Source organism: Vibrio cyclitrophicus (assembly GCF_024347435.1).
Taxonomy (GTDB): Bacteria; Pseudomonadota; Gammaproteobacteria; order Enterobacterales; family Vibrionaceae; genus Vibrio; species Vibrio cyclitrophicus.
Window position 1 is genome coordinate 862089 of the sequence record NZ_AP025481.1, and the last position, 13611, is coordinate 875699.

The following is a 13611-nucleotide window of genomic DNA, read 5'->3' on the forward strand; positions in this document are numbered from 1 at the left end:
AATGAACCATCATCCACTTTCTGTGTTTACTATGAAGCTTGGTTATCTATCTATTACTGTCACTTTGCTCATCTGGGCGAGCTTTTTCCTTTCACTTAAAGGCGGCGCAAATTCAGAGCTAACACCAGCAGATATTGCACTGACCCGATTCCTCATTCCGGCATTGGTATTATTACCCTTAGTGTGGAAAGCGCGTTATGCAGTGGCAGCGGTGCCCAATCATTATTTAGTAGGCATGTTTGTGGGTAGTGGTTTGCCCTACTTACTCGTTGCGGGCACAGCCATGCAATTTGTACCTGTCTCACATGGTAGTGCTTTGGTTCCAGGTACGCTCCCTTTGTTCGTAACAGGGATTGCGGTGCTCTTTTTTAAGCAACCGCTTAGCCGACACCGTGTCGTTGGTTTAGGTCTTGTTTTACTCGGGATATTGTTGTTTCTAGGAAATAGCTTAAGCAGCTTCAACTTTGAATACACCAAAGGTCACTTGTTGTTTTTGTGTGGCAGCTTAATGTGGGCGACTTTTACCATCTCAGCACGTGTTGCCAATCTTAATGCGCTTGTGAGTGCGGGTTTCATTTCATTCTGTTCCATCTTGCTGTTGCTGGTCCTTATCCTTACAGGAACCCTCCCTAGCCATTTAATGAGTACACCAATTGCTCAATGGCCAGTCACAGAGCTTGCCGTGCATTCAGCGGTACAAGGCGTTGGTGCAGGTTTAATCGCGGCTTTCACTTATTTGTATGCTGTAAACACGTTAGGGGCAGAACGTTCAGCAGCATTTGGCAGTGCAACTCCAGCCATAGCAACTTTGTTGGCGATCCCACTGTTCAACGAGATTCCGGATACCATGACTTGGTTAGCACTTGGTTCAATATGTATCGGTAGCTTGGTCGCGAGCAACATTTTCATGAGAAACGACCAGTCTATGCAGTATCAACCGCCAAGCCATAGCAAAGCCTGATACTGCGTTCCAACCTAAATACAGTTCCCCTAAAAATCAATTTTAGGGCTTGTATTACACAGATAAGCCTACAAACGTAGGCTTATCTAAAATCTCCTTTTTCTGAGCTCGCTTCTCCATTAAACTGTCCGACCTTTTTGCAGATCCAAGAGAACACCATGCAACGCGATTACACTTTAACTTGCTTAAACAACATGCCTCGTGAAGAACTAGAAGAATTTAGTTTAAGAATGATTCATCGCCTTGTCCCTGAAGATGCAATGACGGAATTATTTACGTTTGAGCAGGAAGAAGTGACCAGTGAAGAGCGTATGCAATCAGCAAAATTTGATGCGATGCTTCGAATGACCGCAATCGCGCTGAGTGAGGTCAACCTTGCATTTAGCGAGTCAGATAACTCACAACAGAACATCGAGCGAATGACCCGTCTACTACTTTGGCACTTTTATGCGATGTCGTTTAATCTTGAGCAAGCCATCAGCCTTGAAACTCACTGTGAAAAAGTCGAGAAGATTTTATTGAAAGCACCGACAGAAGCGTTTGGTTGGGTGAAAGAACTAACAGAGCTACTTCACTTCTACGCCAAAGTTAATGACGACAAAGAAAACGCATAGACTCGAATATATCTCAACCAAAGGCAGACAGAACTATACCGAAGGCAAGTAAAAACTTTGCTGAAATGAGTTCTCTGCCTTTGTTGTTTCTAACACACTGTGGTGTAGCATCAATATCGACTGAGCGATTTTAGTCCCAATACCCAACGATCCATTAGGTGCTTCCAACTCAATCTCATTGTGTATAACCACTTTCACCCGTTTTGAATCAGCTTCGAGACCAACATTCATCGATACCGCCGTCCCACTTGGGCTATGCCTTAATGCATTATCTAACAAATTCAAGATCAATCTCTCAAGTAGTTCACTGTCACCAACAGCCTTAATCCCATCTGGTATCTCAATATTGAGCTGCACATTTCTCTGCAAGTATTGGCTTTGTATTGTCTCTAAGCACTCTCCCATCAACTCATTGATGTCAATTGAAGCATAATGATAAGTAGGCACGGGATTATCAAGCTTGGCACTATCTAACAGAGAATGCAGCTGTTGCGATAACTTGTTGCCGTTACGGTAAGCAACATCGATCAGTGGGTCCGATTGCGGGTTTTGAATCTTCCACGTCTCTAAATAACCAAGCACACTCGAAAGTGGTGTTTTCAAATCGTGACTGAGCTGTAATAAGCTTTGTCTACGATGCGAGGATTGGTATTCAAGCTGCAAGAATTGTTGTTGAATGTGTTTCGCCATCAATTGATAAGAGCGTGCTATGGGCACTAATTCTGGTACTTGGTGTGTGAAATTAGGTTCTAACCTAAAGTCTTGTTCAGCTTGTTGCTGCAATTTATTGGTTACCGCCTCTATTGGGTTCAATAAGCTACGTTTCACTAACAGATATGCACCAATTGCAAAGCCCAAGATAGAAACCAGCACAAGCCCTGCTAGCGCGATATATGGCGTATCAACCTGGGAATTAGTAATCACAGTATGGCGATTACTTCCAATCACCACGTACAAATAGCCGACAGTCGAGCCCAGCTCTTCAATCGCCGCCACCGAGAATACTTTAGGATAGCTTGGGTTAATCGGGTCTTCACCCAAAATGGGATAAACCCCTTCATTTAAAAACTGTTGGATAGGCGCTAGATCGATTTGGCTCGATAATTGGGTACCTTCAGGCGCAGCATGTGTGGTGATATTGCCCTGACTATCAAGAAAATAGATGTCGAAATCCGGACCTATCAACATTAAGGTGTGAAAGATTGATTTGAGCGCTTGAGGATTATAGTCAGTGCCAATCATCAGTGGATTATCGTCACGCATATGCACCGCCAGATCTTTATGTAGGCTCTGCTTGGTTCTTTGTTCAATAGTCTCTTTTTGCCAATGATAAGTGTACGCAATGACCACACTCACCAGAAGAAACCATAGACTTGTAAACAGTACTAAGCGCGATTTAAAACTCATGATTCCTCCTTGTAAACTCTGAATATTCTTTCTTGTTCGTTAACCTAAACAAGCTTATTGAATGTTATGATTTTGACTCAAACTTATACCCGACGCCCCAAACGGTTTTGATAAAATCATCATCGTTATTAGGCGTGGCAAGTTTGGTTCTCAGGCGGTTAACTGTACTGCACACCGTGTGGTGATAACCGGAATGATGAGTATTCCAAACATAGTCAAGTAGCTCATCTTTACTGTATACGCGTCCCGGTCGTGTAGCTAAAAAATGAAGTAAGGTAAATTCTGTTGCAGTCAATGGGACATCTTGATTATTAAGTGAAACCTGATGGCGCTCTGGTTGAATAGTGAGGCCACCAAAGCTCATAACCAATTCTATGGTTGAAGTATCTTGATCTGTTGATTCAGCATGGCTTAAGCGACGGAGTACATTCCTAACACGAGCTTGAAACTCCAGCACACTAAATGGTTTAGTGATGTAATCATCAACACCAGCTTCTAAACCCGACACCTTGTCTAGTTCCGAGTCTCTTGCCGTTAGCATCAATACAGATGTCCAGTCCTCTTGTTGGCGCAGCAGGCGACAAAAATCGAGGCCATCACCGTCAGGTAAGCCTCGGTCAAGCACAATCAAATCAAACTGACCTCCTTTATACAACGCTTGAGCCTTTGCGATCGAATTAGCTCTGACCACATCATGACCTTGAAATTTAAGATGCATCTGCACCAGTTCTGCCAAGTCATCATCGTCTTCAACCAACAATATGTTTGCCATCAAATTTACCGCAGCACTATTCATGATCCCTGCTCTATTTGGATTTTGCCCACATAAAACTGACCGGAACAGAGCAGGAATTCTTTCATTGCACCTTCAAGTCAATTACTCAGTTCGAGTAATTGTGATTCTTGCGCCTGGGTTAAGGAAACGATGGTTGCCATTTAGTGCCGACGTCGTCAGGCCATCATCTTGGCTTATAATGCCTGCGTGGAAGCTCACTACATCCGTGTCATTTCTTGTGGTGTTAAAGCCTTCACCACCGCCAGCAGGTCCCGGAATGGTTGCAGCAAGCTCGTCGTTCAATTCAGTCCCCGAATCCCAAACATTCATGTTCATAACGAAGGTGTCACCCACGGCTAATGACTTAAGCGACAAACCGGATTCACCAACAAACGCATCATTGGTGTTAACCAACATTGAAGCCACAGAGAGGTAGTCTTCTTGGTTAGGTTCAACACGGATTGAAACAGTGTCGCTTTCACCAGAAAGAATCAAACCATTACCAGAGATGCCTTGATAAACGTTGGCGTCACTGTCACTGAGCGCAATCAACTGTGCATTGCTACCCCCTTCGGCTAAGTATTCAAGTTCGACCGAGGTACTTTGCCCTACTTCAAATAACTCGAAACTATTATTGTGAGTCAGCACCGCAAGTGGAGACATAGGTTGATTTGGCGTGAGGTTAGTGACACTTACATCATATCGGTAGTAATCGTCGCCATCGTCCGGACAGCCAGCTAAGACGGCGACAGATGCAGCGATAAACAAAATTCTAGCTTTCATAGATCCCCCTTACTTCACAACAATAGTGATGGTTGCGACAGGGTTTAACCAACGATGACTACTGCTATCGAGGTCACTGATACCTCCCGCCGCATCACTATCACCAATGTTACCCGGATGAATATGAACCTTAGCGTTTGACACCGCAGTTTCTACACCAGTACCACCAGCACCAAAGGTAATAAATGGAGGGTTTGGCATACTGCCTGCCAATTCATCGTTCGCTTCAGTACCCGCATCATAACCGTTAAGCGTTGCTTTGTAAGTGCCAGCTTGAGTTGGGATCTTCCAGCTATCTAAACCCACAAAACCATCATTAGTCGGTAATAGCATTGCGCCTAGCGACAGGTAAGCTAAGTTGCCAGTATCAATATCAAATGTCGTTGCAACACCTGGATCAAGAATACCTGTTGCAGGGTTCTCAACCACTACACCACCCGCATTAGCAATTAAGCTAGATAGGCCTGAAATAGCGCCGCCTTCTGCCATAGCTTCTAATTCCGAAGAAGCCGTTTCACCCGTTCTAAACATGAACAAGCTAGAGTCATGAGCTGCTGCCAAGATAGGCGTAAAGTAGATCCCTTTCGTGGCATTGGTAACGGTCACCTCAAGCTGTGCCGCCTGAACTTGACTTGTTCCAAGCGCCAACATAGCTGAGCTGATCACTAAGCTGATTTGAGTGCGTTTATTCATTTTGATTCCATCCTTTATCGAGTCCTATCGTTGCCAACAAAACGAATAACAGCCAGATACCGTTACCTTTGCCAGAACGAACTGTGGTGTTGTTAACTCTAAGAATGACGTTCAAATCTATCAGCAACTTCATTGAATTCTCATAAAACTATCACAAGTTTCTTCAAACTTCTTACTATGCAGAAAGACAGGCATAAGAGACTGATATATATAGAAACTCTCGTTATAAAAATGAGAATTACACAAGGAGTCATGCTTCAAGAATAGCGCAGACCAAACGCAAAAAGGCCCAGTCGATATACCGACTGGGCCTTTCTGTGATGTACAAAGCTTCTCTCAGGAAAGCTCTATTCGCTTCCAACTGAGCTCGCCGAACAACACCACTTTAGAATGCGTAGTTTGCGTCAACAAGTTCGCTTACTTCAACTTTGCTTACTTCTGCGCGAGCTTCAAGCCACTGCGCTACTTGCAGTTGCTCTGCTTCTGTCACTGAACGGTAGCGCTCAATAGAACATAAGAAACCTTCGAACAGCTCTAAACCACCGCCACCAAAGCAAAGGCCAATGCTATCAATGAAATCGATAAATTCATCGATGAACACATCGTATTGGTCAAAATCAGCAATCGAAGTCGTGCAGCTTACTTCAAAACCTAAAATAGCGAACTCACCTAGGTATAACTTCTTGCGTAGGCGACGATTTTTGTTTTCGATTTTATCTAATTTCATAACTGTCTCTCTTTTCGTTTAATAGAGCATTTATACACAGTTCCTAGCTAATCCCCAAGAGTTTTGTATTACACAATAGCCTTAACGGCAAAAATCGTGCTACAGAAACAAAACCTTAATCAAAACTATAAAAACTTGTCACTTAACTGCTTCACGATTGGTCACACATTGACCCAAGTTATTAACTCATTCGTTGATAGCTGGGTTACTCATGAATAACAAACAATAAAGTCAGCCAACAGGAAGCAGTAGCGATGAGCAAGGAAACATTTAATAGCACTCGTTTCAACAAGAGCAAAAACAAACCTTTCGAAGAAGTATTAGACGCCAACCTATCAAGAAGAAACGTATTGAAAGGCGGTTTGGGTATCAGCGCAATGACAGCCTTTGGTGCATTTGGACTTTCCGGGTGTAACTCTTCTAGTCCAAATGCTTCTGTCGGTAATGGTTCAGGCGCCTCAAGTGCTGTACTGAACTTTGATTCGATTCCGGGTTCACTTACCGATGCGGTTTCCGTTCCACAAGGGTATGTTGCACAAGTTTTAGTCCCATGGGGAACACCTCTAAACGCACAGGGCAGCTCATGGAAAGATGACGGCAGTAATACGAGCACCGATCAGCTCAATGCGCTAGGCATGCATCACGATGGTATGCACTTTTTCCCGCTAGACGACAGTGATACTGATGGCTTGCTATGTATTAACCACGAGTACATAGATACTTCCGCACTGCACCCCAGCGGCCCGACGATTGTGGGGGGTGTTCGCACTATCGTCGATGAAGTTCGTAAAGAAATTAACGCTCATGGTGTATCTGTCGTACGAATTCAACTTGAAGACAATATGTGGACACTGGTCGATAATGATCCACTCAACCGTCGTTATACTGGTGCAACGGTCATGGACCTATCGGGACCTGTTGCGAACACAGAGTTGACCGTAACCCGCTTCTCACAAGATGGCAGCCAAGCTCGCGGTACACTAAACAACTGTGGAAATGGTTTTACTCCTTGGGGCACTTATCTAACGTGTGAAGAAAACTGGCCAGGGTACTTTGTGAATACTGGCATTCGAACTGAAGAACAAAACCGTATTGGTATCGATGATCAAAACACACGTTACTTATGGGAAACTTTGGCAGGTAATGCAGAAGAACGTTTGGATGAATTTACTCGATTTGACGTAGAACCGACCGGCACAAGTTCAATTGACGATTACCGTAATGAAGCAAATGGTCACGGTTATATTGTTGAAATTGACCCATATACGCAAAACTCTCGTGCCAAAAAGCGTACTGCCCTAGGTCGTTTCCGTCATGAAGGTTGTACTTTTGGTAAGCTTGAAGAAGGTCAACCAGTGGTGTTCTACTCTGGTCACGACTCTCGCTTTGAGTACCTATATAAGTTTGAATCAACAGCCAACTGGGACCCAGCAGATGCAAACCCTTCAAATCGCTTGACAGCTGGTGATAAATACATGGATGAAGGTACGTTGTACGTGGCGCGCTTCAACGAAGACAGCACCGGTACTTGGCTGCCGCTAACACTAGAAAGTACCACTGTTTCTGGAGGTACACTGGCGGACAACTTTAACTCGTTAGCAGAAATAATCCTAAACACGGCAGGTGCCGCCGACCTTGTTGGAGCCACTCCAATGGATCGTCCGGAGTGGTGTACAGTAGACCCATACACTGGTTCTGTATATCTAACGTTAACCAACAACACTTCTCGTACCGATGAAACAAACGCAGCAAACCCACGTTTGAACAACAAATTTGGTCATGTGATTCGTTGGGATGAGAGTGAAGCTGCATCAGACTTTACATGGGATATTTTTGTGTTCGGTTCACCAGCCAATGGTGATGCAGACACTAACCGTTCAAGTTTGACTGACATGAACCAATTTGCGAGTCCGGACGGCTTAGCGTTTGATCCCCGCGGTATTTTGTGGATTCAAACCGATAACGGTGCAGACGAAGTTACGTCTTATACTAATGATCAAATGCTCGCAGTCGTACCATCAAAGCTGACAGATGAAAATGGCACTCAAGAAGTGGTTGGTGCCGATAATCAAGCAGAGCTCAAGCGCTTCTTTGTTGGCCCTAACGGTTGTGAAGTAACAGGCTTTACCATCAGCCCAGATTACAAGTCATTATTTGTAAACATTCAGCACCCTGGCAACTGGCCATACAGCACCGATGCAGCAGAAGAAACGCCATCAGGAGTTTCAGTTCGCCCAAGAGCATCTACAGTTGTGATTCGTCGTGAAGACGGCGGTGAAATCGCGGTTTAATAAGCAAATCTAGCTAAGATCAGTAACCTTACTGTTATCTAGCTTCTGTTCGCTAGCTAAATCAAATCAAAAAGAGCGATAAGGCTAAATACCCTATCGCTCTTTTTATATTCTATGAACTAGCTAACCCGTTGAGCATCGTTAGCTAACCAGAATTAGCTCACAAACAACCACACGCCAACGCCCATCATTAACGTACCAGCAATACGGTTCATCAACTTAACGTTATCGGCTTTACCCAGCATATGTTTTAGGCTCTTACCACCTGTCGCATACAAGGTCATGCAGACAAATTCAGAAACGAGAATAATAGAAACAAGAATAAACAACTGAGGCGCCAAATCGACATTACTATTAATGAAAGGAGGCAGTAATGAAATCATGAACGCCCAACCTTTCGGGTTGGCAATTGCTGTCACGAAACCTTGTACCACAAGGTCCCAATCATTGTTCACTTCAGTTGTTTGATTATCAGTACTGATCGCCAACTTGCCTCTTGAACGCCACATCTGAACACCCAAATAGAACAAGTAGCTTGCACCCACAAATTTGAAGGCCGTAAATAACCATGGATAATTAAGCATAATAGAAGCAATACCCAGTACCGCTGCGACAGAAACCACAGCGACACCGGCCAGTTCACCGATCATCATCCATAATGTACGTTTGTAACCAATGCTCATACCCAATGTCAAAGCTAAGGTCATACACATCCCAGGCGTAATTGATACGAAGAAAAACGTGGGAATAAAAGCCCAAAGTAGTGCGCTATCCATATTATTACCTATCGACTTATTTTTATTTAATGGTTCTTGTTTCTTGATCGGGCTTGAAATGAAGCGAGGTTGAAACGAAGTAGTAATGACAATAAACAATCTTACTAAAAATACAAACAAAAAGAGCCACATAACAGTGGCTCTATTCAACACCAACCGTAATTACTTACGACGGTTTTTAATTCGCTTCATCATAGTCAAACGACGCTCAGCACTTGCTTGATCTTGAGGCTCTTCGCTCGCGTTGTTCTTGCGACCCTGACGGTTTTTGTAAGCCGATTTTGTGTTCAACTTCTCAATGTAAGCATCACGTTTCTTCGGTTCATAACCTGGTTGTTCGACACGGCGAATACGTTGTTGAATAAGTGTTTCAACTTGAACAACAGTCAACTCTTCTTCGCGGTTAACGAAAGAGATTGCATGACCTTGTTTACCAGCGCGGCCTGTACGACCAATACGGTGAACGTAATCTTCCGCTAGGAAAGGCATGTCGTAATTAATTACGTGTGGCAAGTCTTCAATATCAAGGCCGCGGGCTGCAACATCGGTTGCTACCATTACACGAGCTCTGCCTTCTTTAAAGTCATCTAATGCACGACGACGAGCACTTTGCGCTTTATCACCGTGGCAAAGAACCGCTTTGATACCATCTAACTTAAGTTCTTTAACTACGTCATTCGCTGTTTCTTTGTAGTTCACAAACACAAGTACTTGGCGCCAGTTTTTACGACCAATCAGTTCAGAAAGCAGTTCTGTTTTACGTTCTTGATCCACTGGATAAACCACGTGGCCCACCGTGGCGGCCGTTGAGTTTTCACGTTCAACACTGATGCGCTTTGGTTTACGTAGAATATCAACTGAAAGTTGGTTTAACTGAGTTGATGTTGTTGCCGAGAACATCATGATTTGTGGAGACGTTTCTACATCCAACATGATCTTACGAACGGCATTGATGAAGCCCATATCGAGGATTCGGTCAGCTTCATCAAACACTAGGAACTCTAGATTAGCAATCGACACGTTACCCGCTTCCAAGTGCTCTTCTAAACGGCCTGGTGTTGCAACCAGAATATCAACACCCAGTTCTAATTGACGAACCTGTGAAGACATTTTGTTACCACCATAAACCGCAGCAACGCTTAGTTCAGTGTATTTCACGTAGTCTTTAATGTTTTGAGCGATCTGTGCAGCAAGCTCACGAGTTGGCGCTAGAATAAGTCCACGAGCCGTGCCACGAGAGGCTTTTTTATCACTGTTCAATAGATGCTGAATAACAGGCAATGAGAATGCCGCTGTTTTACCCGTACCGGTTTGAGCAGTAGCAAAAATATCATGGCCTTTACGAGCCATTGGAATCGCTTTTTGTTGAATTGGAGTGAGTTTTTCATAACCACACTCAGTCAACGCTTTGACTAATTCAGGAGCAAAACCTTGAGAAGAAAATGACATTGTTACGGGTTCCTTAAGCAGACAGCCTACATTCTTATTTCAGCCGAGCACTATAAAGTAATTAGAGTGATTTATCTCACATTTATCGTGATATAACGCAAACTTTCTCATTTAATCGGGTGTTTACCTCACCATCCGCGAAGCAAACACCAGAATCATCATTCCAAACAGGATAATTGGGCTATTTGATACCACACAACTTGAGTAGAATCTGCTCGAGATCACCCCAAGGCATTAACTGCGAATCGATCACTTCCAGTCGGGATTCAAAGCCATCAAGGGAAATTTCATTCACTGATACTACTTGATTCGCGACGTTAAACGCATAGCAGCCTTGATTAGTATTCACGACAGCTTTTACACGCTCAGCCGTCAGATCCGACAGCATTGAGAACAGCGCATCGAAATCAAATTTATGCTCTGCACCAAACAGCCAGCCACAACTAAAGTAACCCTGCCCTTTGTTCTCTTTTCGAATGAACGCTTCACCGGGAGGAAGTAGGAATTGAGGTTCTTGTTCGGCGTGATCATGATGGTGCGATTCAATATGAGATGAAGCACTGCCGTGTACTCTTTCGATATCTAACACTTCCAAAGGCACTTCACCATCATGGATTAACTTGTGGAACACTTTTGATGGCGATTGGTTAGTGACCCAGTCATTAAATACATCGATATCTTCAGAATGCACTAAATCAACCTTAGTGCCTAAAATCACATCAGCACTGCCTAGCTGATCGTTAAAGTTCTGATTCAAGGTGTACTTTTCATTAGATAGATTTCGTGGGTCAACCAAACCAAGCGTCGCTTTTAAATCAACATACGGTGTGTATTGTTCTGAAGTCAGCGTAGCAATAACCTGCTTAGGGTGGCCAAGTCCTGTTGGCTCAATCAACAAGCGATCAGGCTTCTGACGAAGCAAAGCGTTGATACCCACCGACATTGGAACGCCAGCCGTACAACACATACAACCACCTGGCACTTCTTTAATTAGAGCTCCTTGATCTGTCATCAATGCCCCATCAATACCGATTTCCCCGAACTCATTAACCAGAACAGCCCAGCTTTCATTTTCAGGTTTATTTTTTAGCAGGTTCAAAATAGCGGTTGTCTTACCAACACCCAGAAAACCCGTGATTATGTTTGTAGGAACTTTTTTGGTCATATCAGTCCTCCTTTTTTAGGGAGTATATACTCAATTAACGAAAAGTTGACCCCAATCGCTTGTTTATACTGAGAATGATTTATAGAGGAATGATAATTAATAGAATGGCAAGGGATAAGCAGGAGAGATTAAAAGCGGGAATGGATGATCCAGACGAACTAAAGGCGTACTTCATCAGTACGCCTCACCCTCGTTACTCAATCGTGAGTTCGCGAATCAGGAAGCCTTAAATATCGACCTGAACAATTAACGAGGAACTAAAACTTTATTTCTGAATCCATCCAAATTGTGTGTAAAACCTCACTTCTCCTTGCGGTTTGTTATGTTGCTTTACGATTTAACTATGGTTCATTTTTGGGGATATTCAAGCCACCGCCAGATAATCGATCAAAATTGTGACGGTGATACCACTATTACCCATAGATTCCATAAATGGAATGAACGCACTCCATAAATGAAATTCAACTTTTCATCTTTATTACTATAGGATATGTATAGGAAGCGTATAATTCATAACAGCCCCGCCTTATCGACACAGGAACCTAACCTCAATGACCAGAAGAGAGAAAATTAAGCAGTCCTTACTCGCAAAAATGCCAAGGGATGCTATCAACCAATTTCTCTCTAGAGACAAAACACCCGCTTCTGTCCTCTTTCTTTCTTGTATCGTTGGCGTGCTTGCTGGGGTTGTTGGCACCTATTTCGAAGTAGCCGTTCATTTCATTTCAGAAACTCGTACCGATTGGCTAAAAGATGAAATTACCAATTTTGTTCCTCTTTGGTTAGCCGCTTTTATTATCAGTGCAGCATTCTCTTTTATTGGATATTTCCTTGTACATCGCTTTGCTCCAGAAGCCGCAGGTTCAGGTATACCTGAAATTGAAGGTGCTATGGACGGAATGCGTCCTGTTCGATGGTGGCGAGTATTGCCAGTCAAATTCTTTGGAGGTATGGGAGCACTAGGTTCAGGTATGGTTTTAGGCCGTGAAGGGCCGACTGTTCAAATGGGCGGCAGTATTGGTCGTATGGTAACTGATATTTTTCGCGTCAAAGATGATGATACTCGACACTCGCTGCTTGCTTCAGGAGCGGCTGGTGGTTTAGCTGCAGCATTCAATGCGCCACTAGCGGGAATCATGTTCGTCGTCGAAGAGATGAGACCCCAATTCCGCTACTCGCTCATTTCGATCAAAGCAGTGATCATCTCTGCTATTTCAGCCAATATTGTTTTTCGTTCCATCAATGGACAATCGGCCGTTATCACGATGCCTCAATATCAACCACCGGAATTAAATGCGCTTTGGTTGTTCTTGTTATTAGGCGTATTGTTCGGTTTGTTTGGCGTAATTTTCAATAAACTGATCACGCTGTCGCAAGACTTATTTGTTGCGATACACAAAAATGACCGCAAACGCTATTTAATCACCGGCACCCTGCTTGGTGGCTGCTTTGGCTTGTTACTGCTTTACATACCTGAATTAACAGGCGGTGGTATTGGTATCATCCCGAATATCACTAATGGTGGTTACAGTGCAAACGTACTGCTGCTGATCTTTTTAGGACGTGTTATCACCACCCTACTTTGCTTCGGTTCAGGCGCTCCTGGCGGCATCTTTGCACCGATGCTCGCACTAGGTACACTCTTTGGTTACGCCTTTGGGCTTACTACAGCAGCATTCTTCCCAGAACTGAATATTGAACCGGGTATGTTTGCGATTGCAGGTATGGGAGCTTTGTTTGCTGCTACGGTACGAGCACCCATTACAGGTATACTATTGGTTATTGAAATGACCAATAACTACTATCTTATTCTACCGTTGATCATCACTTGCTTAGGGGCAGTTATCATTGCTCAAATGCTAGGTGGGCAGCCAATTTACAGTCAATTACTTAACCGTACGCTGAAAAACGAGAAGCTCAGACAGCAAGATCTCCCACAGCAAGATGAAGCACGTTAGCGACATTGTATG

13 protein-coding genes are annotated in these 13611 nt (G+C 43.7%); 4 read left to right on the forward strand and 9 right to left on the reverse strand.

The genetic code is table 11. The annotated features are described in order from the left end of the window. Positions 1–31 precede the first annotated feature (31 nt). On the forward strand, positions 32–961 hold the full coding sequence (locus OCW38_RS18805) for a DMT family transporter (RefSeq protein WP_016768117.1): 930 nt from the start codon (positions 32–34) through the stop codon (positions 959–961). 158 nt (positions 962–1119) lie between these two features. After that, positions 1120–1575, forward strand: coding sequence for a hypothetical protein (locus OCW38_RS18810; RefSeq protein ID WP_010430132.1), 456 nt, complete (start codon positions 1120–1122; stop codon positions 1573–1575). A gap of 33 nt (positions 1576–1608) precedes the next feature. On the opposite strand, the gene OCW38_RS18815 is transcribed toward OCW38_RS18810, so the two are convergent. The 6 genes from OCW38_RS18815 to OCW38_RS18840 form a co-directional block, all read right to left on the reverse strand. After that, positions 1609–2982, reverse strand: coding sequence for a sensor histidine kinase (locus tag OCW38_RS18815; protein ID WP_016768118.1), 1374 nt, complete (start codon positions 2980–2982; stop codon positions 1609–1611). A 64-nt stretch (positions 2983–3046) separates the two neighbouring features. Then, positions 3047–3778: a response regulator transcription factor gene (locus OCW38_RS18820; protein ID WP_065612465.1), complete on the reverse strand. Its 732-nt coding sequence runs from the start codon at positions 3776–3778 to the stop codon at positions 3047–3049. 81 nt (positions 3779–3859) lie between these two features. Next, positions 3860–4540 (reverse strand): spondin domain-containing protein, encoded by a 681-nt coding sequence (locus tag OCW38_RS18825; protein ID WP_016789085.1) that lies wholly within the window; start codon positions 4538–4540, stop codon positions 3860–3862. 9 nt (positions 4541–4549) lie between these two features. After that, a complete protein-coding gene (locus OCW38_RS18830) occupies positions 4550–5233 on the reverse strand; it encodes a spondin domain-containing protein (protein WP_261895723.1) in 684 nt (227 codons plus the stop codon). Next, positions 5226–5366 (reverse strand): hypothetical protein, encoded by a 141-nt coding sequence (locus OCW38_RS18835; protein ID WP_016768121.1) that lies wholly within the window; start codon positions 5364–5366, stop codon positions 5226–5228. Before OCW38_RS18835 ends, OCW38_RS18830 begins: the two co-directional genes overlap by 8 nt. A gap of 252 nt (positions 5367–5618) precedes the next feature. Next, on the reverse strand, positions 5619–5960 hold the full coding sequence (locus tag OCW38_RS18840; RefSeq protein ID WP_004731398.1) for a YggL 50S ribosome-binding family protein: 342 nt from the start codon (positions 5958–5960) through the stop codon (positions 5619–5621). A gap of 254 nt (positions 5961–6214) precedes the next feature. Between OCW38_RS18840 and OCW38_RS18845 the strand changes: the two genes are divergently transcribed. Then, entirely contained in the window at positions 6215–8251 is a 2037-nt protein-coding gene (locus OCW38_RS18845) for a PhoX family protein (protein WP_010430150.1), read from the forward strand. A gap of 155 nt (positions 8252–8406) precedes the next feature. Here the strand turns inward: OCW38_RS18845 and OCW38_RS18850 are convergent, their stop codons facing one another. From OCW38_RS18850 to OCW38_RS18860, 3 genes are all read right to left on the reverse strand, one after another. Beyond that, complete coding sequence (locus tag OCW38_RS18850) at positions 8407–9027, reverse strand: LysE family translocator (RefSeq protein WP_010430153.1); 621 nt, start codon at positions 9025–9027, stop codon at positions 8407–8409. A gap of 162 nt (positions 9028–9189) precedes the next feature. Then, positions 9190–10476 (reverse strand): DEAD/DEAH box helicase, encoded by a 1287-nt coding sequence (locus OCW38_RS18855; RefSeq protein ID WP_010430156.1) that lies wholly within the window; start codon positions 10474–10476, stop codon positions 9190–9192. Between the two features lie 181 nt (positions 10477–10657). Then, the gene (locus tag OCW38_RS18860) at positions 10658–11641 is read right to left on the reverse strand and encodes a CobW family GTP-binding protein (protein WP_010430159.1); all 984 of its coding nucleotides are present in this window, start codon (positions 11639–11641) and stop codon (positions 10658–10660) included. A gap of 551 nt (positions 11642–12192) precedes the next feature. On the opposite strand from OCW38_RS18860, the gene clcA reads away from it, so the two are divergent. After that, on the forward strand, positions 12193–13599 hold the full coding sequence (gene clcA, locus OCW38_RS18865) for a H(+)/Cl(-) exchange transporter ClcA (protein ID WP_016796294.1): 1407 nt from the start codon (positions 12193–12195) through the stop codon (positions 13597–13599). Positions 13600–13611 lie beyond the last annotated feature (12 nt).

Coding starts and splice junctions, on each gene's coding strand:
- OCW38_RS18820 (WP_065612465.1), bottom strand. CDS start 3,778: ATGAATAGTGCTGCGGTAAATTTGATGGCAAACATATTGTTGGTTGAA.
- OCW38_RS18815 (WP_016768118.1), bottom strand. CDS start 2,982: ATGAGTTTTAAATCGCGCTTAGTACTGTTTACAAGTCTATGGTTTCTT.
- clcA (WP_016796294.1), top strand. CDS start 12,193: ATGACCAGAAGAGAGAAAATTAAGCAGTCCTTACTCGCAAAAATGCCA.
- OCW38_RS18850 (WP_010430153.1), bottom strand. CDS start 9,027: ATGGATAGCGCACTACTTTGGGCTTTTATTCCCACGTTTTTCTTCGTA.
- OCW38_RS18805 (WP_016768117.1), top strand. CDS start 32: ATGAAGCTTGGTTATCTATCTATTACTGTCACTTTGCTCATCTGGGCG.
- OCW38_RS18830 (WP_261895723.1), bottom strand. CDS start 5,233: ATGAATAAACGCACTCAAATCAGCTTAGTGATCAGCTCAGCTATGTTG.
- OCW38_RS18825 (WP_016789085.1), bottom strand. CDS start 4,540: ATGAAAGCTAGAATTTTGTTTATCGCTGCATCTGTCGCCGTCTTAGCT.
- OCW38_RS18845 (WP_010430150.1), top strand. CDS start 6,215: ATGAGCAAGGAAACATTTAATAGCACTCGTTTCAACAAGAGCAAAAAC.
- OCW38_RS18860 (WP_010430159.1), bottom strand. CDS start 11,641: ATGACCAAAAAAGTTCCTACAAACATAATCACGGGTTTTCTGGGTGTT.
- OCW38_RS18810 (WP_010430132.1), top strand. CDS start 1,120: ATGCAACGCGATTACACTTTAACTTGCTTAAACAACATGCCTCGTGAA.
- OCW38_RS18855 (WP_010430156.1), bottom strand. CDS start 10,476: ATGTCATTTTCTTCTCAAGGTTTTGCTCCTGAATTAGTCAAAGCGTTG.
- OCW38_RS18840 (WP_004731398.1), bottom strand. CDS start 5,960: ATGAAATTAGATAAAATCGAAAACAAAAATCGTCGCCTACGCAAGAAG.
- OCW38_RS18835 (WP_016768121.1), bottom strand. CDS start 5,366: ATGAAGTTGCTGATAGATTTGAACGTCATTCTTAGAGTTAACAACACC.